Origin of the sequence: Domibacillus sp. DTU_2020_1001157_1_SI_ALB_TIR_016 (assembly GCF_032341995.1) — a bacterium.
GTDB lineage: Bacteria > Bacillota > Bacilli > Bacillales > Domibacillaceae > Domibacillus > Domibacillus indicus_A.
The window spans coordinates 258307-278770 of record NZ_CP135439.1 but is presented as its reverse complement, the minus strand read 5'-3'; the positions used below and the strand labels follow the sequence as shown (position 1 = coordinate 278770).

15 protein-coding genes are annotated in these 20464 nt (G+C 46.5%); 3 read left to right on the top strand and 12 right to left on the bottom strand.

Features of this window, described 5'->3' with window-relative positions; all coding sequences use genetic code 11:
- Positions 1 to 120 precede the first annotated feature (120 nt).
- On the top strand, positions 121 to 900 hold the full coding sequence (locus RRU94_RS09370) for a Cof-type HAD-IIB family hydrolase (protein ID WP_315693919.1): 780 nt from the start codon (positions 121 to 123) through the stop codon (positions 898 to 900).
- A gap of 42 nt (positions 901 to 942) precedes the next feature.
- Here RRU94_RS09370 and RRU94_RS09365 read toward each other — a convergent pair whose 3' ends face one another.
- From RRU94_RS09365 to fdhD, 4 genes are all read right to left on the bottom strand, one after another.
- Positions 943 to 1731, bottom strand: coding sequence for a formate/nitrite transporter family protein (locus RRU94_RS09365; protein WP_315693916.1), 789 nt, complete (start codon positions 1729 to 1731; stop codon positions 943 to 945).
- A 73-nt stretch (positions 1732 to 1804) separates the two neighbouring features.
- The gene (locus RRU94_RS09360) at positions 1805 to 2422 is read right to left on the bottom strand and encodes a helical membrane plugin domain-containing protein (RefSeq protein ID WP_315693914.1); all 618 of its coding nucleotides are present in this window, start codon (positions 2420 to 2422) and stop codon (positions 1805 to 1807) included.
- A complete protein-coding gene (gene fdhF / locus RRU94_RS09355; RefSeq protein ID WP_315693912.1) occupies positions 2415 to 5396 on the bottom strand; it encodes a formate dehydrogenase subunit alpha in 2982 nt (993 codons plus the stop codon). Before fdhF ends, RRU94_RS09360 begins: the two co-directional genes overlap by 8 nt.
- A gap of 255 nt (positions 5397 to 5651) precedes the next feature.
- Positions 5652 to 6443 carry a formate dehydrogenase accessory sulfurtransferase FdhD gene (gene fdhD, locus RRU94_RS09350; protein ID WP_315693910.1) on the bottom strand — a complete coding sequence of 264 codons (792 nt, stop codon included), beginning with the start codon at positions 6441 to 6443 and terminating at the stop codon, positions 5652 to 5654.
- 120 nt (positions 6444 to 6563) lie between these two features.
- On the opposite strand from fdhD, the gene RRU94_RS09345 reads away from it, so the two are divergent.
- Positions 6564 to 7448, top strand: a complete 885-nt coding sequence (locus RRU94_RS09345) for an NAD(P)-dependent oxidoreductase (protein ID WP_315693908.1) — start codon at positions 6564 to 6566, stop codon at positions 7446 to 7448.
- A gap of 105 nt (positions 7449 to 7553) precedes the next feature.
- Here RRU94_RS09345 and yidA read toward each other — a convergent pair whose 3' ends face one another.
- Together yidA and RRU94_RS09335 are read right to left on the bottom strand one after the other, a co-directional pair.
- A complete protein-coding gene (gene yidA / locus RRU94_RS09340; protein ID WP_251271419.1) occupies positions 7554 to 8363 on the bottom strand; it encodes a sugar-phosphatase in 810 nt (269 codons plus the stop codon).
- A gap of 135 nt (positions 8364 to 8498) precedes the next feature.
- Positions 8499 to 9476 (bottom strand): aldo/keto reductase, encoded by a 978-nt coding sequence (locus RRU94_RS09335; protein WP_315693907.1) that lies wholly within the window; start codon positions 9474 to 9476, stop codon positions 8499 to 8501.
- 189 nt (positions 9477 to 9665) lie between these two features.
- On the opposite strand from RRU94_RS09335, the gene helD reads away from it, so the two are divergent.
- Positions 9666 to 11993, top strand: a complete 2328-nt coding sequence (gene helD / locus RRU94_RS09330) for an RNA polymerase recycling motor HelD (RefSeq protein ID WP_315693906.1) — start codon at positions 9666 to 9668, stop codon at positions 11991 to 11993.
- A gap of 41 nt (positions 11994 to 12034) precedes the next feature.
- On the opposite strand, the gene RRU94_RS09325 is transcribed toward helD, so the two are convergent.
- From RRU94_RS09325 to RRU94_RS09300, 6 genes are all read right to left on the bottom strand, one after another.
- On the bottom strand, positions 12035 to 12448 hold the full coding sequence (locus RRU94_RS09325) for a VOC family protein (RefSeq protein ID WP_315693904.1): 414 nt from the start codon (positions 12446 to 12448) through the stop codon (positions 12035 to 12037).
- 128 nt (positions 12449 to 12576) lie between these two features.
- Positions 12577 to 15690 carry a PAS domain S-box protein gene (locus RRU94_RS09320; RefSeq protein WP_315693902.1) on the bottom strand — a complete coding sequence of 1038 codons (3114 nt, stop codon included), beginning with the start codon at positions 15688 to 15690 and terminating at the stop codon, positions 12577 to 12579.
- A 387-nt stretch (positions 15691 to 16077) separates the two neighbouring features.
- Entirely contained in the window at positions 16078 to 16476 is a 399-nt protein-coding gene (locus RRU94_RS09315; RefSeq protein WP_315693901.1) for a (deoxy)nucleoside triphosphate pyrophosphohydrolase, read from the bottom strand.
- A 258-nt stretch (positions 16477 to 16734) separates the two neighbouring features.
- Positions 16735 to 18210: a sigma-54 interaction domain-containing protein gene (locus RRU94_RS09310; RefSeq protein WP_315693899.1), complete on the bottom strand. Its 1476-nt coding sequence runs from the start codon at positions 18208 to 18210 to the stop codon at positions 16735 to 16737.
- 54 nt (positions 18211 to 18264) lie between these two features.
- Positions 18265 to 19116 carry an aromatic acid exporter family protein gene (locus tag RRU94_RS09305; RefSeq protein ID WP_315693898.1) on the bottom strand — a complete coding sequence of 284 codons (852 nt, stop codon included), beginning with the start codon at positions 19114 to 19116 and terminating at the stop codon, positions 18265 to 18267.
- Between the two features lie 73 nt (positions 19117 to 19189).
- Positions 19190 to 20449 carry a Glu/Leu/Phe/Val family dehydrogenase gene (locus RRU94_RS09300; RefSeq protein WP_315693896.1) on the bottom strand — a complete coding sequence of 420 codons (1260 nt, stop codon included), beginning with the start codon at positions 20447 to 20449 and terminating at the stop codon, positions 19190 to 19192.
- Positions 20450 to 20464 lie beyond the last annotated feature (15 nt).

The window sequence follows — 20464 nt, the reverse complement described above, 5'->3', positions numbered from 1 at the left end:
AAGCAAAAATAAAGCGATTACTTTTCTGAAAATTAAAAGCGGTTACATAACGTTTCAATTGTTCGATTGACTTTCGTTTGCTAGTATATAAAGGGAAAATAAAACGCGAAGGGGATTTTTATGAGCCAAAAAATTATTTTTTTTGATATAGACGGCACATTATACGATCATGACAAAAAGCTGCCGGCTTCTACCCGGCAGGCTATCCGCGAGCTTCAAGAGCGCGGCCATGAAGTAGCGATTGCCACAGGGCGTGCGCCATTCATGTTCGAAGGTCTGCGCAAGGAGCTGGGTATTGAAACATTCGTCAGCTACAACGGTCAGTATGTTGTTTTCAAAGGAGAACCGCTCTATAAAAATCCGCTAAATAAAGAAGCTTTGCTCCGCTTAACAGATGTAGCCGTTGAACGAAAGCATCCTGTTGTGTTTATGGATCATGAAGATATGAAAGCCAACACTCCTGAACACGAGCATGTTACAACGGGTATTAACTCACTGAAAATCAATTACTTCCCTGAGCATGACCCGACCTACCATGAAGGGCGCGACCTGTATCAGTCTCTGTTGTTCTGCCAGGACCCGGAAGACAAAGAATATGAAAAAGCGTTTCCTGAGTTTGATTTTGTCCGCTGGCATCCTGTCTCTGTTGATATCGTGCCGGCTGGCGGATCAAAAGCAAAAGGAATTCAAAAAGTCATTGATAAACTTGGCATCTTACCAGAAGATATTTATGCATTTGGGGACGGCTTAAATGACGTAGAAATGCTGAAGATGGTGGTAAACAGTGTAGCGATGGGCGATGGACACGAAGAAGCGATCAATGCCGCCAAGCATGTGACGACCAATGTTGATGCAGACGGGATTTTAAACGGTTTAAAAATGGTTGGACTGCTTGATTAACATAAAAAACCACTCTCTTCATGAAGAGAGTGGTTTTTTATGTTATTTATCGGCCGGCACGGAGCTTCTCGACACATAAGCAATCCAATACACCATGGCAACAAAAACGAAACCGCCGACGGCATTTCCCAAGTATACCGGTACAAAGTTTCGCAGAAAGTCCATCCAGGTTAACTCTCCGGCAAAAATTGCTGCCGGAATCACAAACATGTTGGCGACAATATGCTGGAATCCGATCGCGACAAAGCCCATAATCGGAAACCAGATGGCCAGAATTTTCCCGCCAATATCGTCTGCGCCGTACGCGAGCCAGACAGCCAGCCCTACAAGCCAGTTGCAGCCGATGCCGGAAATGAAAGCCGGCCAAAAAGCTGTATCTACTTTTGCGTGGGCGGTTAAAACGGTTTTCTCCAAGTATGGACCGGTTTCTGTCAGTCCAACTACGTGGCCAAAAAAATATGCGACAAACAGGGCACCGATAAAGTTGCTGATCGTAATCCAAAACCAATTATGCAGCAATCTTGAAAGGGTCACTCTTTTAGCCAGAAATGCCATTGGAACGGCCATCATATTGCCGGTCAGCAGTTCTCCTCCGCCAATGATAATTAAAATAAGGCCAAGCGGAAAAACGGCTGCGCCTAAAAAAGAAGCAAACGATCCCCATTCATGCGGAACATCAGCTGATACCCGGATCGCTAACAAGTATCCAATTGAAATAAAAGCGCCTCCTAAAAATCCTAATACAAGCATTTGAGGAAGCGGGAGCTCTGTTTTTGTTTTACCTGCTTCTATGGCCACCTGGGCAATTTTCTTAGGGGGATAATAAGCCATCTGAAGCCCTCCTGGTCTGTAATAGAAAAGCAGTGCGTGCAACCCGTATTTTTAAACGCACTGCTTTTTCTTTTTACTGATGATGAACGACGTCGTACTCGGGAGATTCCGAATCTGTTTTATCCGACTGCTTTGATAAAAGAACGACGCTGGCAAGTGACAGGCCTGCGGCTAAAAGCCAGCTCTTTTTCCCTTTTTTCTTCTTTGGCACAGGCTGCGGCTTTGGCGCGCCTGCTCCCATTCCTTTAAGGAACGAAAGAAGAAATACGAGCGCTTCTTTTGTTTCCGGAGCGGCTAAGGTCCGGAGCATGGAACCGTAGCCGGCTTCTTTATTCTCTGAGCGGACAGCGTGATGTAAGCCGCCGTTGATTTTATCAATAAATGGATTCATGTCTTCAATGTTGATTTTTCCAAGCGAGCCAAGCAGAAGCAGGCTGTTTTTAATGATTTTCGCGACTTCAGGCTTGTCCGTTGCTTTAACCAGCACATCCAGTACCTCATCGCCTCTATCAAACAAGCCGGTCACCACATCCAGGCCGCTGCGGTCTTGAATTTTATTCAGCATATGCAGAAAATCTTTAATGACTTCTTTGTGTTCGATGAGCAATGTTCCCAATTCTTCAAGGTCTCGGCGGCGCTGTTCTTCTTCACTGATTTCTAAGCGGCGTATCGCCGTGATTGCTCTAGCCACGCTTCGACACTCCTTTCGTTACCAAGTCACCAGGGAACACATAATCCGGCCGCGCCCATTTTTTCTCGACTTGTACACCGATTTGCGGCTGCGGATTGCCGTTGCGGTGATTGATGCTTGGCAATGGGTTGTCTCCCTTGGCTGATAAGATTTCCATTTTCGCACTGATTTCTTTGTAAGCCGGCGTATCCGTATCTTTGTCAGCATAACTGCTCGTCAAATAGTTGATCGCGCCTTCTCCCTGGCTGTTCATCGGCAGGTACACTTCTTTGCCTTTCACTCGGTCTGTAACAAGACATGGAACTTTTACGCTTCCATACGGTGATGTCAGCCGGACAACGGTTCCGTCTTCAAGCCCCCGCTCGGCCGCAAGCTCCGGCGATACCTCCAGGAAGACGCTCGGTGTTTTCGAAGAAATACCAGCAGATTTATACGTCATGTTCCCTTCATGGAAGTGCTCCAGAAGCCGGCCATTGTTGACATGAAGATCATATTCTTCCTCGTATTGGAGCGGCTCGGTCCACTCGACCGGATAAAGCCGTGCTTTACCGTCCGGGAACGGGAACAGCGTTTTAAAGAGCAGCGGTGAATCGGTTCCGTCTTCCGCTACCGGCCATTGCAGACTGTTAAAGCCTTCAAGGCGGTCATATGTGACACCTGAATAAATCGGCATCAGGCTTGCTGCCTCAGCCATAATGTCGCCTGGGTGTGTGTATTCCCAGCCGGCGCCAAGACGGTTCGCTATTTCCATGATGATCTGCCAGTCTGGTTTTGAATCACCCATCGGCTCGAATACTTGATACAAGCGCTGAATACGGCGTTCCGTATTTGTAAATGTGCCCTCTTTTTCAAACGATGGGGAAGCTGGCAGAACGACGTCTGCAAACTGAGCGGTTTTAGATAAGAAAATATCCTGTACCACGAAGAAATCCAGTTTCTCAAAAGCAGAATGAACGTAGTTTAAATTTGAATCTACTAAGCCCATGTCTTCGCCTTTTAAGTACATAAGTTTCACGTTGCCTGCATGGATGCCGGACACCATTTCATGGTTGTTTAAGCCTGGCTCTGCCGGGATTTTTGTACCCCAGCTTTTTTCATATTTAGCGCGGACAGCGTCATCCTTCACGCTTTGGTAGCCCGGGAATCGGTCCGGCATACTTCCGAAATCACTTGCACCCTGCACGTTATTATGGCCGCGCAGCGGATAACTTCCGGCACCTGGTTTTCCGTAGTTGCCGGTAATGAGCAGCAGGTTCGAAATGGCTGTACTTGTGTCACTTCCGCCCACGTGCTGTGTAACACCCATTGCCCAAAGAATGCACGTTGATTTTGTGTTGTGAATCGTTTCGGCAATCGTAATCAGTTCCTGCTGTGAAATACCGGTTACTTGCTCGGCGTACTCGAGTGTATATGGCTGAATGCTGGCAATATATTCTTCAATGCCGTTGACCCGCTTTTGCAGGAATTCTTCATCAGCCCAGCCCTGGTCCACAATATATTTTGTGACTGCTGAGAGCCAGACAAGATCTGTACCGGCTTTTGGCTGAATAAACAAGTCAGCCCGGTCTGCCATTTCGTTTTTCCGAAGGTCTGCAACAATCAGCTTTTGGCCAAACAATTTATGGGACCGTTTAACCCGTGTAGCGAGTACAGGGTGAGACTCAGCACTGTTCGCACCGACAATCATCACAAGGCCGGCCTGTTCAATATCCGTGATAGAACCAGAGTCACCACCGTAGCCGACTGTCCGGAACAGCCCGACTGTTGCTGGTGTCTGGCAGTAGCGTGAGCAGTTATCGACGTTGTTTGTACCGATGACGCCGCGGGCAAGTTTTTGCATTAAGTATGATTCTTCATTTGTACATTTTGAAGAAGAAATGAAGGCCATTGATTCAGGGCCATATGTTTCTTTTATGTTTTTAAATTTCGATTCGATCAATGAAAGAGCTTCTTCCCATTCCGCTTCGCGGAATGTTTCGCCGTCTCGAATCAACGGTTTTGTCAGACGATCCTCGCTGTTGACAAAATCCCAGCCGAACTTTCCTTTTACACAGGTAGATACACCATTTGCCGGTGCTTCTACTGTCGGCTCCACTTTTAAAATATGCCGGTCTTTCGTCCATACTTCAAAGCTGCAGCCAACACCGCAATATGTGCAGACCGTTTTTGTTTTCTTAATGCGCGTCTGGCGCATCGCTGCTTCCACATCAGAAATTGGCATAATGGAACTAAAGCCCGTTTCTGCGTTTTTCGTCAGTTCAATCATGGATTTGAGCGTATCTTGTTTAATGCCTGTCAAAAAGCCGGCTTCCCCGACCATTCCTTTTTCCATCATGGCGTTACATGGGCAGACAGTAGAACAGTGTCCGCACGATACGCATGAAGATTCGTTAATCGGACGCCCATCATCCCACACAACACGCGGCCGTTCCAGGCTCCAGTCAATGGACAGCGTTTCAGTTACCTGCAAATCCTGACACGCTTCTACACAGCGGCCGCACAGGATGCACTGATCCGGATCATAACGGTAAAAAGGGTTTGTATTGTCAACTGCGTATGGCTTTTCTTCATAAGGTTCATTTTGATGCTCAATTTTCATTTGTTTAACGGTATTGTGCACTTCACAGCGTCCATTATTGTAATCACAGACCGTGCAATACAAGTCATGATTATGCAAAATCCGGTCCATCGCGATATTCTGAACCCGCTTTACTTCACCTGAAGCGGTGTCAATGACATCCCCATCTTCAATAGGAGTAGAACAAGAGCGGACAAATTCCCCATTCACTTCAATCAAACACGTGTCACACGTTTCGATGGCACCCAGCTGCGGATGATAACAAACATGCGGTACCTCTACCGCCTGCTCTTGAAGTGCCTGCAAAATAGATACGTCTCCTGGAATACTCATTTTCTGCCCATTAATCGTCACTTTCACGTAATCGGTCACAGCAAGAACTCCCCTCTTTTTCATGATCATTGTGCCTGCCCATTTTTAACGTTTTCTATCATTTCAAAAGACTTTGTAAAAATACCCTTTCGGGAATAGAAATAAACAAAAAAAGACAGCATGCTCCTGCGAGCATGCTGTCTGCTTCTTTCGTTTCCCGTCGAAAGAAATGCCATTACTATCATGATAAAAAAAACGAGGTGGCTCGTTTTCTATTTCCTTCATCACCGAAGGAAGCCTTTTCATGTAAGCGTTATCTATTATAGCAAAGGGCCCTTTTTAACGCAAGATGATTCGTTCAGGACCGGTATACACGTTCATAGAGCCGCCCCGGATAAAACCAACCGTAGTAATGCCTAGTTCTTCGGCTGCCTGCAGGGCCAATTCTGTTGGCGCTGATTTTGACAAAACCATTTCACAGCCGATCTTGGCTGCTTTAAGTAAGATCTCCGAGGAAATCCGGCCGCTGAACACAAGGATTTTCCCCCTCGTCGATACGCCATTACGCAGGCAATATCCATATAATTTATCGAGAGCGTTATGCCGGCCAATATCCATTCGATGCAGCAAAATACCCGATTCATCACAAAGCGCTGCGTTGTGAACACCGCCTGTTTCTTTAAACACATCCGCATTTTCCTGCATCTGCTTCATCAATGAAAAACAAAGATCCGGTGTTGCTTTCACATGAATATCATGCATTTTTTTCGCGGTAAGCGCGTCGTTGGCAAACACGAACCCCTGCCGGCTCATGCCGCAGCATGATGTGACATACCGCTTGTTTTGGAGCTGTTCAAAAAATGGATTGACACGCGCCAGCTCTATATGAACAAAGCCCGAATCGTCTATTCGCATTTGCTTCATATCCTCATAACGGCGAATAACGCCTTCTGACGCTAAATAACCAATAACCATATCTTCTATGTAAGACGGTGTACACACCATGGTAACAAACTCGTTCCCATTGATTTTGACCGTTACCGGCTGCTCGGTCACAATGCGGTCTTCCGTCTGCTCTGCCGTTCCTTTATGAAAACGGAGCACTACCCGTTTCGTTTGGACATCTTTCATTTTGTGCTCCTCCTTTTCTTATCTTTAGCATTTTACCACCTACAGTAAAATCTAAAACAACCGCCCGGTTTTTTTGATACAATAAAGAAGGAAGCAATTTTTGGAAGGAGTCGATTACATATGAGCAAAACGGTTGGATTTATCGGAACAGGTGTAATGGGAAAAAGCATGGCCGGACATTTAATGAAGGCAGGCTACCCGGTTGTCGTTTATAACCGGACAAAAGCACGGGCGCAGGAACTGCTCGACGCAGGCGCTGTCTGGAAAGATACACCGGCAGAAGTGGCGCAGACAGCGAATGTAATCATTACGATTGTCGGCTATCCGAGTGATGTAGAAGCCGTTTATCTTGGAGAGGATGGCATTTTATCAAACGCTAAACCAGGATCGTATGCCATTGATATGACGACTTCAAGCCCCCTTTTAGCTGAGAAACTGTATGAAGAAGGCAAAAAGAAAGACATTCACGTCTTGGATGCACCGGTATCGGGCGGGGATGTGGGCGCCAAAAACGGTACATTAACGATTATGGCCGGCGGGGATCAAGCTGATTTTGACGCAGTAAAACCCGTCCTCGAAGCAATGGGGCAAAATATTATTCTTCAAGGACCGGCCGGTGCAGGCCAGCATACGAAAATGTGCAACCAAATCGCCATTGCGTCGAATATGATGGGTGTCGCGGAAGCGATTGTGTATGCGGAAAAAGCAGGACTCGATCCAGAGCAGGTGCTTGGCAGCATCGGAAGCGGAGCCGCTGGCAGCTGGTCACTGGCAAATCTTGCACCGCGCATGATCAAAGGTGATTTTGAACCTGGCTTTTACATTAAGCACTTTATTAAAGATATGAACATTGCGATCGAATCAGCTGAGGCCATGGGCATGAATACACCAGGCCTTACACTCGCTAAATCGCTGTACGACAAACTGTCAGAGCAGGGCCATGACGATAAAGGGACGCAGGCTATTTATTTACTGCTGGCGGGCGAGCGAAAAACCCTGGTTTAAGCCGGAAACATAACAAATAGGCCGGATTTTAGCCGCTGATGGCCGGAAACTTCTTTTTCCGGCCATCGCAGATAGAAATCCGGCCTAAATTCTTTTTATCCGGCCTTACACAAGCACCAATTCACGAATTGCATGGGCCACGCCATGCTCGTTGTTGGATTTTGTTTGAAAATCAGCCGCTTCTTTTACCATCGGAATCGCATTTTCCATCGCTACGCCGCAGCCTGCAAACTGAATCATTGACAGGTCGTTTCCGTTGTCACCGATTGTCATGACTTCTTCCTGTTTAATGCCCAGCTTCTCAGACAAGCGTTTCACCGCATTTCCTTTGCTGACTTCGCGATGTAAAATCTCCAAATAAAACGGTGCACTTTTCACCATCATGTATTTATCATTGATTTCAGCAGGAATCGCCGCAATGGTCCGGTCTAGACGTTCCGGCTCATCAATATACATGACCTTTGGCATGGCAATGTCAGTCGGCACTTCTTCTACCGTTGTATGAAGAAATGGAATTTTCGTAATAAACGCTTCATGTACAGTATACGGGCTGATCAGTTTGTTCGTCGTGTATAAATACTCTGCATCAAAAAAGTGCATCGGCGTATCAAGCGTCAGGCTCAGATCATGCAGTGCGCGGAAATCTTCATAGCCAAGCGACTGCTTAAACACTACTTCATTTGTATGTGTGTTTTGCACGATAGCACCATTATAGGCAATCACATAATCCTCTTCATCCTCAAGACGAAGGTCCTTTAAGTAGCGGCGCACGCCGGCAAGCGGACGGCCTGTGCAAAGAACCACCTTCACACCGCGTTCCCGAGCTTCATCAAGGGCGCTGCGCACTTCATCGGTTACTTCATGGTGATCGTTTAAAAGCGTGCCATCCATATCAATCGCAATTAATTTGTACATTTCCCATACTCTCCTGTCTATGCAATCTACTTTTTATGATAAACGAGCGGCGGAACGGCGGCAAATCCATTTCTTTCTTTTTGGAAAAGATCGATCTCTCTTGAGAAAAGCCTACGCTCTTGGCCCAGGTTTTCTTTATGGCAAATTCACGCCGCGTGATGCGACATAAAGGGTATACCATTCATCCCGGCTCATTTCTACATCGACTGCTTTTGCCGAAGCCTGAATTCGTTTCGGGCTCGTTGTGCCGATCACCGGCTGAATCATGGCCGGATGCTTCATCAGCCAGGCAAGTACGATCGCTTCTGTAGTCGTGTTTTTTTCCTCCGCCATTCTCTTTACAAGTGCGGCTGTTTCCTGCACCGTCTCCGGTTTGTCTTCAAGTGGCGCCCCCGAGTACATTCCCTGTGCCAGCGGACCCCAGGCCTGGATTTGGATGTTTTCCATCCGGCAGTATTCAAGTGTGCCTTCTGGAAAAATTGTTTCACAAAATGCCGGCTGATTTACATGCACGCCGGATTCGAGCCAGCCGATTTTATGCAGACTCATTTCCAGCTGGTTCACAACAAGGCGGTCACTGATCGCACTTTGCAGCAGCTTAATTTGCCCGGCACTCATATTTGATACGCCAAAATAACGCACTTTTCCGGACGATTTCAGCTGATGAAACGCTTCTGCTACCTCTTCCGGCTCCATTAGCGCATCCGGCCGGTGCAGAAGCAGTGTGTCCAAGTACGTCGTATCCAGCCGCGAAAGGATACCATCGACACTGTTTAAAATGTATTCTTTTGAAAAGTTGTAGCGTGTCGGCAGCCCAGCTTCTTTATCCGGAAACGTAATTCCTGTTTTAGACTGAATTAAAATATCATCGCGCAGTGATGGACGCTCCTTTAAGACACGGCCAAATACTTCCTCCGCTTTTCCATATGCATAGATATCTGCATGGTCGAAGAAGTTAATACCGGACTCAAGTGCCGCATCCACTGCTTCATGTGCCTGCTTGACCTGCTCCTCAGTAATGGCATCACGGCTCCAGCCTCCGCCGAATCCCATACAGCCAAGTACAAGCCGGCTTGCGTTTACTCCGTGCTTTTGAATCGGTAACGTTTTCAAAAAACCATCTCCCTTATTCAGTATGTACACTCTCTTTCATTGAATCATAAAACTGCCCGGAATGCGATCCAGACCGTTTTTTTGGAAATACTATGTTCAAGCCGTGCATACGTTGTTTGAGTAAAGCATGAAAAGGTGATATAGAATGAGTAGAAGGCAAAACTTTGAAAAACGGGATGTGTTTGGAGAATGAACCAGGAAACAGAACAGCTGAAAGAACAGCAGCGTGTAAACGAAGTGATTGATCTGATCGACCGAAAGGAAGAAGACATCAAAGAAAAAACAGGCTCTTTGAAAGAAGGTATTATCGGTCTTCGCAAAAACTTTTGGGAAGATGTAACTGTCAATATGGACGAGCCAGATGATGTCATTGAAACACAAGCCGGCATTAAGCAGCAGGCCGAATTGCTTCAGGAAAGAGAAAGAAGCCACAGGCAGCTGTTTAACGAGCTGAAAAAGCTGGACCGGCTGCGTCGTTCCCCTTATTTTGGCCGCATTGATTTCCAGGAATCCGGCGAACCGAAGCCGGAACCTATTTACATTGGCATCGCTTCCTTAATGGATGAAGCACAGGAGAATTTTTTAATTTATGACTGGCGGGCCCCTATTTCAAGCATGTACTACGATTACACAACAGGGCCCGCTGCTTACGATACGATGGAAGGCCGGATTGAAGGAGAGATCTCTTTAAAACGGCAGTTTATCATTCAGCAGGGGGAGATTACCGGCCAATTCGATACAAGCTTAACGATCGGCGATCATATTTTGCAGGCGGTTTTGGGCGGAAAATCAAGCGCGCAAATGAAAAATATTGTGGCCACCATTCAAAGGGAGCAAAATCAAATTATCCGCAATCAAAAAAGCCAGACGCTGATCGTGCAGGGAGCAGCCGGCAGTGGAAAAACATCGGCCGCGCTGCAGCGCATTGCTTTTTTGCTGTACGCCAACCGCCGGACATTGCGGGCAGAAAATATGCTTTTATTTTCGCCCAACCCCCTTTTCAATAGCTATGTGTCTACGGTACTGCCTGAGCTCGGAGAGGAAAATATTCTCCAGACAACCTATAAAGAATATGTAGAGGACCGGATTGGTAATGCCTTCACCGTTCAAAGCCCGTTTGAACAGCTGGAACAGTTTTTGCTGGAGGGAACAGAGCAGGAGAATCCTGCTGAAGCAGCATCTGTTCAATTTAAAGCGAGTCTCGATTTTAAAAAGATTATTGATGATTATCTCACTTCTCTGTCGCAGAAAGGCCTCCTTTTTCACGACATTGTCTTTCGAGATAAAGTTCTCATTTCTTCGGAAGAAATAAGAGAGCACTTTTATACATTAGCCACTTCCATTTTGCTGCCGAACCGGTTAGAGCTTGTATCGGAATGGCTGCTGAAAAAGCTTCAAAAACTGGAGCGCCTTGAACAAAACGAAGAATGGGTGCGGGACGAAGTAGAGCTTTTAGATAAAGAAGATTTTTTAAACGCGTACCGCGCGCGCCAGAAAAAACAATCGAAGGAAGAAGATACCTTTAACGATGTAGACATGGAGTGGCGTATTTTAAGCAAAAGCGTCGTGCGCAAACAATTCCAGCCTTTAAGAAACAAGATAAAGCGGCTTGGCTTTGTGGATGAAAGAGCCAATTTCCGGCAGCTGTTCGAGACACGTACGCAGACGGCCCCGCCTATTTGGGCTTCTGTTTGTGCCAAGACACTCGAGACACTGGACCAGCACACCCTTGACTGGGAAGACGCAACCGCTTATTTGTATTTTCAAGACCAATTAAAAGGGAAAAAGTCTTTTTCCCATATCCGCCACGTTTTTATTGATGAAGCACAGGATTATTCACCCTTTCAGCTTGCGTATTTAAAAACACTGTTTCCATACAGCAAAATGACACTGCTGGGAGATGTAAACCAGTCCATCTTTGTGCAGGCCTTGAATGAATCATCCGTTTTAACAGACACACCGGACAACAAGGAATCGTATGAAAAAATTACACTAACGCGCAGTTACCGATCCACCCGGCCGATCGTCGAATTTACACAACAATTGATCGAAGGCGGCGAACAAATTGAAGCATTTAACCGGGAAGGGACAAAACCGACTTTAACATATGCGAATCATGAAGAAGACCTTCAGCAAAAGCTGTTAACGCGTATTCGCTCAATGCTTGAAGGAGACCAGCATCAGACGATCGCTGTGATCTGTAAAACGATGCAGGAGAGCCAGCGTGTACACGCGTGGCTGTCGTCTCACATTCCCGCTCAACTGCTCGACCAGGAAACGTACACGTTTGAGCAGGGGCTGGTCGTCATTCCTACTTATTTAGCGAAAGGAATCGAGTTTGATGCGGTTCTGCTTTTTAACATATCTGAAGATGTATACGGACGGGAATGGGAGAGAAACTTGTTTTATACTGCCTGCACCCGCGCCATGCATGAGCTTCACCTGTTTTCGTCAGGAAAAGAAACGCCGCTTATGCAGGCCGTCGAGCCCCAAACGTATACCATTATCGAAAATTAAAAAACGTGCTTCGGCCATTTTGGGCCGGAGCACGTTTTTTCTTATTGTTCACTATAGCTGATCTGCCAGTCAATGCCGAACGGATCGCGGACCTGCCCATACAGCTTGCTCCAGAACGTTTCCTGCAGCGGCATGGTCACCGTTCCGCCTACGGACAGTCCTTCAAAGTAAGAGCGAAGCTTGTCCATATCCGAGCCAACGAGTGCCAGGCTGATCGCGCTGCCCGGTGCATATGGCGTGCCCGGAAACGTATCGGAAAACATAAGCGTTGTACCCTCTACTTCTAAATTTGCATGCATAATGCGGCTTTTTGCTTCTTCCGGCAGCGGGTGATCTGGATGTGGCGGCGCTTCACCGAATGTCATTCGCTTTGCTTCTGTGCCGAATACATTTTCATAAAAAGAAAGAACACCCTCGCAGTTTCCATCAAACACTAAATATGGCTGAACCGCCATTCCAATCACTCCTGTTTCTCATATTGATTCTTCCAGCAATCGGTGGAAGGTAATGCTTCTATACATCATTCTTTTTCCACACAGACGTTCGAAAGTCCTTTATTTACAAGCCGTAAATTTTTTAAACTTTATAAGAGCCGGGATGCAAGAGGAAGAAGAATATGAACCATTGTCCCTTTTCCTTCCTCACTTTCAACCCGCATCATTCCTTTGTGCTCTTCGATGATTTTGTAACTGACCATTAGCCCTAGGCCCGTTCCTTTTTCTTTAGTAGAGTAAAAAGGTTCAAACAGATGCTTGATTCTTTCTGGTGAAATTCCTTCTCCCTGGTCTTGAAATTGGATATGAAGATGGGAATTCGTTTTTTTGCAGGTAATAGTCAATGTTCCTTTAGAAGCAGTGGCCTCAATCGCATTTTTTATCACATTAATAAACACCTGCTTCAGCTGATGTTTATCAGATTGAAATAAAGGAAGACTCTCTTCTATCACCGTAACAATCTCCACGTTATGCATAATCGCCTGGGCATTCATTAAATGAATGGTTTGCATAAGGATAAGTCCTATATCATTTCTTTGAAAGTTCAGCGCCTGCGGTTTAGCGAGGGCCAAGAATTCACTAATAATGCCTTCAATCCGCTCAAATTCTGATCTTATAATCGAGAAATATTCCGGTTCACGCTTGTCCGTTTCTTCCAATAATCGAATAAACCCTTGAATGCTCGTGAGTGGATTTCGAATTTCATGAGCCACTCCCGCTGCCAGTTGTCCGGCCATTTCTAATTTGGCTGATTTCAGCAAATATTCTTCTGCCATTTTCTTCTCTGAAATATCTCTAAAAGCAACAACGACTCCCCGAATTTCCCCGTTTTCCAAGATAGGGGAAGCGATATAGTCGACAGGGAAGCTGGTACCGTCTTTTCTAAAAAAGAGCTCATCTGTTACATGGCGATTCTTCCCATCAAGGAGTGTTTGATAGGACATACAACATTCAAGATCATATAGATGCTTGAATGTATCTTTTGGTGTTTTGCCTAACAGTTCCTGTATGTCATAACCAAGCATTTTTGCGCCCGCCGGGTTGATTAAAGTGATTTCCCAGTTTTCATTCATTGCGTAAATGCCGTCACCAATTGAATCCAATACCAGCTCCATTTGTTGTTTTAACGAAAGAATTTCCTGCTGCGCTTTCTTTTGTTCCGTTATGTCCTTTGCAATCCCGTAAACACCGACAATCTGACCGTCTACCATAATCGGCATATTCGTTGTATGAACCATTACTTCCTCGCCGTTTTGATGAACACCGACTGCCTCATAGCTTTGCGGCATTCCTTGTAATGCCCCCTCAAAATATTGCTTCGTTTCGTTGAGAGACTGTCCTCCTACAAACCGCTCCCAGCTCTTCCCTTTCACTTGCCCAGGCGTGTAGCCTAATGCTTGATGAAACGAAAGGTTTGTATTGAGCAGCGCACCATTCACATCCATACTGTAGACAAGATCTGGATTGTAGTAGAAGAGAGACTGGTAACGCTGCTTGTTTTCCTCCAGCTCTCGTTCTGTCCTTTTCTGCTCGCTAATGTCCCGGATGATGGCGGATGCCCCGGTTACCGTCCCATTTTTATCTTTAAGCGGAGATTGTGTTACACTGACCGGAATAACTCTTCCGTCTTTACTCAGCCGCTCCGTCTCAAACCGGCTTATCTTTTTTTCTAAAAAGGTAAGCTCGACAAGATGAGTGAATTCTTCCTTACAGTGGTCCGGCACATTCGAAATTTCTTTGCCCAGCAGCTCGTCTTCCCGCCAGCCAAACAAATCCACATATGCCTCATTCACATAGTTGATCTGGCCGTGATCGTTCACTGTCACGATTGCATCGGCTGTATTATTTACAAAAGACTCTAAAAGCTCCTTTGTCTCCCGCAGCTCTTCATGTGCTTTCTTCAGCTCGGTAATATCATTGCATGTAACAATGACTTCAACGACTTGTCCATCTTTAAAAACTGGATTCAACACCGCTCTATAGTGAATATCGTTGAACGCTACTTCATAGGCCGCTTTTTTTCCTTCCCAGCCCATTTGATAAAATGTCTCTTTTCGCGCGGCAAGCTCTGCCGGGAAAAAATCATACAGCGTTTTTCCAATTGCTTCTTCTATCTTTAAACCCATCCGCTTGAGCAGCTGCCCTTCCCCGAATGTATGGATAAACCGGTCATTTTCCCTTTTATATTTAAAAATAAGTCCAGAATGGTTTTTAAAAAGGTAGTCCATTTCTTGATGAGTTGTCATCAGTTCGTCTTCCAATTCCTTCTCGCGGGTAACATCACGGCCGATTCCGTATACACCTACAACCTCGCCATTCACCATAATCGGAACATTGGTCAAGCTTACAATTAACTGATTTCCTTTTCTATGTTCAACTCTACATTCATAATGCTGGACGATTCCTTTCTTTGCCTCATTAAAATGACCCCATACTCTTTCTCTATCTTGAGAGGCAATGAACGGAAGAAAGCTTTTCCCAAGCAGCTCCTCTTTTCTATAGCCGGATAGCGGCTCTGATTCTTGATTAAAATCTAGGAAATGACCTTCTAGTGAAAAAATATAAGCAGAGTCAGGATAGTAATCAAACAGCGATTTAAACCGCTGCTCACTTTCCTGCAGCTGCTTCTCCAGCTTGATCCGCCGGTCCCGCTCAATCGCAAGCCCTGCCAGGCTGGCACACGTTTCAAGCATTTCGATTTCATGCGCAGCAGGCGTGCAAACCTCTGAGTGGTAAACCGCAAATGTACCGACAACACGGTTTTCTACAAGAATCGGACTGGACCAGCAGGCTTTCAGTCCAAAACGGAGAGCATCCTCACAAAAATCTTCCCAAAGCGGATCATGCTCAATATCAGGAGAAATAACGGTTTCTTTCCGGCATACAGCAGCTCCACATGATCCGATTGTCGGACCTGCTTCAACAAGATGAATCGCCTGCTGATACTCCTCAGAGAGAGTTGGTGCATATTCAACAGTAAGTCTATTTTCTTCATTCACCATCAAAAGAGAACAGTGCGTTTTCCGTTGAAAATACTCCTCAAGCTTCGATGTCAGTGCTTGTATCGTTGTCTGCAGTGAATCGCCGCTGGCGAGTGTTTTAATCATCCATGTGTGTAAATTTATAATAGACGCCATTTCATCTGTCGAGACGTCGTTTGTACAACAGTTTTGATTAACAGGCTTCCCTTTGAATATCTCCATGATGCCCCTCCTGCTTCACATAATGGTCCTGTAAAGAAATGGATCCCTTATGTGCTTTTTTCTAAAAAAAAGATAACGCTTACACACTGATTTTTATGTTCCATATTAGGATGATTATAACATGATACAAGGCTGGAAATATGACTATTCAGACAGTTATTAAATGTAATAAATTAACATATACAATTATGAGAGAGACTTAGCTGTAGAAGGTGGAAATGGAAGAAAAACGGGGAAAGCTGTATAGGTAAACCAATTCAGCAACTTTTCTATTAAACTACCTTTTTTATCTTTTAATAAAGGCTACACAGACCTGGCCACAAATGTGGCATAGTCTGTGCTTTCTGTGTCGTACGGTTCCTTTATCTTATTCAACTTTATTTGCTCTTACCCTAACCGGTTCATTAGTTGAGTAATCGTAGGAATGTCGGCAGGGGCCCATTCTAAATCATTCAATCGATCACGTGAGACCCAGCGCAATTCCGCATGCTCCTCGGGAGTTGGAAGCCCGCTTAAAATACGAGAGCGATAGGTTAATAAATTCACGATCACTGCCTCATATTCATGCGTGACTTCTTCAATTTTCTCTCCCACTTCAATCTCGCAAGCTAACTCCTCTTGAATTTCACGCTTTAAGCTTTCTTCAGGTGTTTCGCCCGCTTCAATTTTCCCTCCCGGAAACTCCCATAAGTTTGGCAAGGCCATGTCTGGAGAACGTAATGCACATAAAATTTCACTTTTTTCATTTTCAATGACCGCTCCTACTACACGGACTGTTTTTTTCATTTTAACTAACTCCCTTACTATTAACATTTTCGGTTTATAAGGAAATATTACCCCTGAATAAGAATATACCTAAGCACTGTTAGGCCGGATTTTTTTATTTTGGGCCGGAATAGTGTTTGTTTAAGCCGGAAAAATCGTAATCCGGCCTTGAACAGGGATTTTCCGGCCCAAAAGTTGTTTTTCCGGCTCAGAGCAATCATTTTCCGGCCGAAAAATAAAAAAACAGCTCCCCGCCGCAGCAGGAAACTGGCTCTTTTGTTAAAGTCCATATTCTTTCATTTTGTTATAAAGCGTGCCTCTGGAAATACCGAGCAGGGTGGCGGCTGCGGACTTGTTGCCGTATGTTTTTTGCAGTGCCTGCTCGATGGCGGCCGCCTCATCTGTTTTAGCGGGGCGGGCCATATCCTCCGGCAGGTGCTTTTTGGTGAGTACCGGTCCGTCGCCAAGCAGGACGCAGCGCTCGATGACATTGCGGAGCTCGCGTACGTTGCCAGGCCAGTCATGCTCAGTGAACATAAGCGCCGCATCTGGACTGATCGTATCCATTGGTTTGTTGTATTTGGCGCTGAATTCTTTTAAGAAGGTTTCTACGAGCGGCAAAATATCTTCTTTCCGGTTTCGAAGCGGCGGAATGTCAATGGTGATCGCCATTGTTTGATCAAGTACAATGGGGCTGCTGGAGGCGGTAATGAGCCGGACGTGCTCTGTTGAAGCAAACAGCCGGTCCCGAAGCGGTGCTGGCAGCTTGTCGATGTCTCCAATGAACAATGTGCCGCCCCGCGCTTGATTCAGCTTACCCGTCTGGCTGTCGTTTCCGTAGCCGAACAGCTCCATTTCAAGCAATGATTCCGGCACCACACTGCAGTTCATCGCAACGAACGGCTCGGCCGCCTTGGAGCCGCTGAAATGAATCGCCTGAGCCATCATTTCTTTCCCGGAGCCTGGCTCGCCTGTTAAATGAACCGGCATGTTGGCGTGCGCTGCTTTTCGCGCAGCTTCCAAAGAAGCCGCAAGCTTTGGATCGCTGCCCGTAATAGAGGAAAAAGGATCTTTCGCCTGTATATGCATCGGCAGCGCTGAATCAAGCTCTTCATTCAGCTTCATCATATTGGTAATATCGTGCTCGGTCGAAATGCCGCCAGCTATATTCCCATCTACCACAACCGGAGAAGCGTTAATGAGCACGTGGTTGGTCTCATTCGGACGGTGGTATTCCCCGCGGACGATCTGGCCATGCTGCAGAACACTGTTAAGCACAAGCGACTCGGCCTGGAAATGGTCACCGATTTTTTGCCCGATAATTTTTTCCCGGGAAATGCCGAACGTTTCTTCAGCCGTTGTATTCCAGAAAAGAACGGTTCCTTCTCTGTCAACTGCCGTTACGGAATCATTAATGGTTTCCGCCAGTGTGTGAAAATAGCCCGTTAAAAGGCGGATCCGCATAGCCGGGGTGACAATCTGGTCAATGCCATTGTCCCGTACGTAAAGAACAGGCCGGCGCCAATCCCAATCGCCTTCTCCTTCGGCCTGAACCGCTGATGACGGAAGCCAGCCGCTTCTTTCCAGCCATTCACCAATAGTGCCCTCGCCTGAAAGCAGGCCCGCTTCGTGCTGTTCGATTGTATAATAATTCCCGCTTTTTTGAATGACGATACAATGGCAGTTTGCCAGCTGCTGCCCTGCATCGGCCGCTGCTGTGTCCGGATGAACCGTCTGAAAGGTGATGCGTTCCATAAAAAAACCCTTTCTTCCTTTTTATTTAACTTACCATAAAAGGAAGGGTCCTTTCTACCGGAGGTGCTGGCCCATAAACTGATTCATCTCCCAAATAGCAAGAAGAAGGCGGGCAGGCTGAGGGGGTTTCCCGTCTTTTATTTCGCTGCCATAGCTGAATGATTCGATCCAATCTGCCAGTTCTTCGTTCGATTCATGAAGCGGAACGACGTCTAGAAAGCGGCGCAGCGCAGCCAGCTTCTGCTCAGCCTGATCAAAATAAGCACAGAAGCTGTCATCCGAACGGCCAAAATGGTTTTCCTGCTCCCGAGCTGCCAATTTCTGCGCTTCTTTGATTAAATGGGCCGTATGGAAAAGATCCGCCTCTTTCCAGCAGGGGTTTCCGTCCCGCAGTGACAGAACAACGTCAATCAGCAGATGTTTAAAGCGTGCTTCAATTGTTTCTTTTTGAAGGGCGAGCTGGCGTTCAAGCCCCGGCATATACAAATTCACCAGAAGCGCCGCGCTAATACCAATCACCACGAGGCCGATTTCATTGAACACAACCGCTGCTGTCATATGGCCAAATGCGTAAATATGCAGAAGAATGACCGTACTCGTCACAATGCCTTCATTGATTTTCAGCATAACCGTCAATGGAATAAAAACCAGCAGCAGTGCGCCAATCACAGGCGGATGGTAGCCGAATCCTTCGAAAAAAACAAACGAAAACGGGATCGACAGCATGCAGGCAAAAAAGCGGTCACGGGCGCTTTGAAGCGACTTCTGACGTGAATGCTGCACACATAAGATCGTAATGATTGCGGACGACACATAAAACTCAAGCTGAAGAAATCCTGCGGCGGCAATCGCTGCCGACACAGCCACAGCTGTTTTCACCGTGCGAAAGCCTATTTTAAAAGACACCCCGTATCCCTTCCTTTCTCCTTTATCTATCTTTTTCAGTAGAAAAAAGGAGCACCCAAAGGGCGCTCCTTTATTAAACCCATCCACGGTACGTGCAAGCTTCAACCATTTTCTTCAGCCCCGCCATGTAAGCGGCAAGGCGCATATCTGTTTCGTGCTGCTGGGCTGTATTGTATACATTCGTAAAAGCAGCTGTTAAGATCGCTTCAAGCTTTTCATCTACTTCCTGTTCTGTCCAGTAGTAGCCTTGATTGTTCTGCACCCATTCAAAATAAGAGACGATCACGCCGCCGGCGCTTGCCAGTACATCCGGCACAAGAAGGATGCCTCGTTCGGTGAGGATTTTCGTTCCTTCCAGCGTCGTCGGACCATTGGCCGCCTCCACTACCACTTTTGCTTGAATGTGAGGCGCATTGGCTGCTGTCAGCTGATTTGAAATGGCTGCCGGCACAAGAATATCACATGGTTTTTGCAGCATCTCTTCATTTGTGATGCAGTTTTCTACTAAATTTGAAACCGTTCCAAACGAGTCGCGGCGGTCAAGCAAATACGGAATATCGAGTCCATCAGGGTCATAAAGAGCACCGTATGCATCGGATACACCGACGATAATCGCGCCTTCTTTATGAAGAAATTGAGCCAGATAACTGCCGGCATTTCCAAAGCCTTGAATGATCACCCGTGCTCCCTGCACAGAAAAACCAGCGAGACGAGCAGCTTCTTTCATTACGATGGTCACACCTTTAGCCGTTGAGGAATCCCGCCCAAGTGAACCGCCGAGCACAACCGGTTTACCGGTAATAAAGCCTGGTGAATCAAATTCGCGAATGTGGCTGTATTCATCCATCATCCAGGCCATAATTTGTGCATTGGTATACACATCTGGTGCCGGAATATCCTTTGTCGGCCCGACAATTTGGCTGATCGCCCGGACATATCCCCGGCTGAGGCGCTCGAGTTCACCCATCGACATGGCCCGCGGATCACATTGAATGCCGCCTTTTCCGCCTCCATATGGCAGGTTGGCCAAGCCGCATTTCATACTCATCCAGATCGACAACGCCTTCACTTCTTCTACGGTTACGTCCGGATGAAAACGAATGCCGCCTTTTGTTGGACCGACCGCATCATTGTGCTGGGCGCGCCAGCCGGTGAAAACAGTCGTAGTGCCGTCATCCATTCGAACTGGAATTCGGACCGTCAGTAAGCGCTGCGGTTCTTTTAACAATTCGTAGACGTCTTTTCCGTAGGACATTTTGTTCAGTGCCTGCTCCATCACAAGTTGTGTACGTTCAAGTACATTAAGCTGCTCTGTTTTTGCTGCCGCGATCATTGGATTCATCCTTTC

Excerpts from the sequence above, each read along its gene's own strand:
- RRU94_RS09370 (WP_315693919.1), top strand. The coding sequence starts at position 121 with ATGAGCCAAAAAATTATTTTTTTTGATATAGACGGCACATTATACGAT.
- RRU94_RS09365 (WP_315693916.1), bottom strand. The coding sequence starts at position 1,731 with ATGGCTTATTATCCCCCTAAGAAAATTGCCCAGGTGGCCATAGAAGCA.
- fdhF (WP_315693912.1), bottom strand. The coding sequence starts at position 5,396 with ATGAAAAAGAGGGGAGTTCTTGCTGTGACCGATTACGTGAAAGTGACG.
- fdhD (WP_315693910.1), bottom strand. The coding sequence starts at position 6,443 with ATGAAAGATGTCCAAACGAAACGGGTAGTGCTCCGTTTTCATAAAGGA.
- RRU94_RS09345 (WP_315693908.1), top strand. The coding sequence starts at position 6,564 with ATGAGCAAAACGGTTGGATTTATCGGAACAGGTGTAATGGGAAAAAGC.
- yidA (WP_251271419.1), bottom strand. The coding sequence starts at position 8,363 with ATGTACAAATTAATTGCGATTGATATGGATGGCACGCTTTTAAACGAT.
- helD (WP_315693906.1), top strand. The coding sequence starts at position 9,666 with ATGAACCAGGAAACAGAACAGCTGAAAGAACAGCAGCGTGTAAACGAA.
- RRU94_RS09325 (WP_315693904.1), bottom strand. The coding sequence starts at position 12,448 with ATGGCGGTTCAGCCATATTTAGTGTTTGATGGAAACTGCGAGGGTGTT.
- RRU94_RS09320 (WP_315693902.1), bottom strand. The coding sequence starts at position 15,690 with ATGGAGATATTCAAAGGGAAGCCTGTTAATCAAAACTGTTGTACAAAC.
- RRU94_RS09315 (WP_315693901.1), bottom strand. The coding sequence starts at position 16,476 with ATGAAAAAAACAGTCCGTGTAGTAGGAGCGGTCATTGAAAATGAAAAA.
- RRU94_RS09310 (WP_315693899.1), bottom strand. The coding sequence starts at position 18,210 with ATGGAACGCATCACCTTTCAGACGGTTCATCCGGACACAGCAGCGGCC.
- RRU94_RS09300 (WP_315693896.1), bottom strand. The coding sequence starts at position 20,449 with ATGATCGCGGCAGCAAAAACAGAGCAGCTTAATGTACTTGAACGTACA.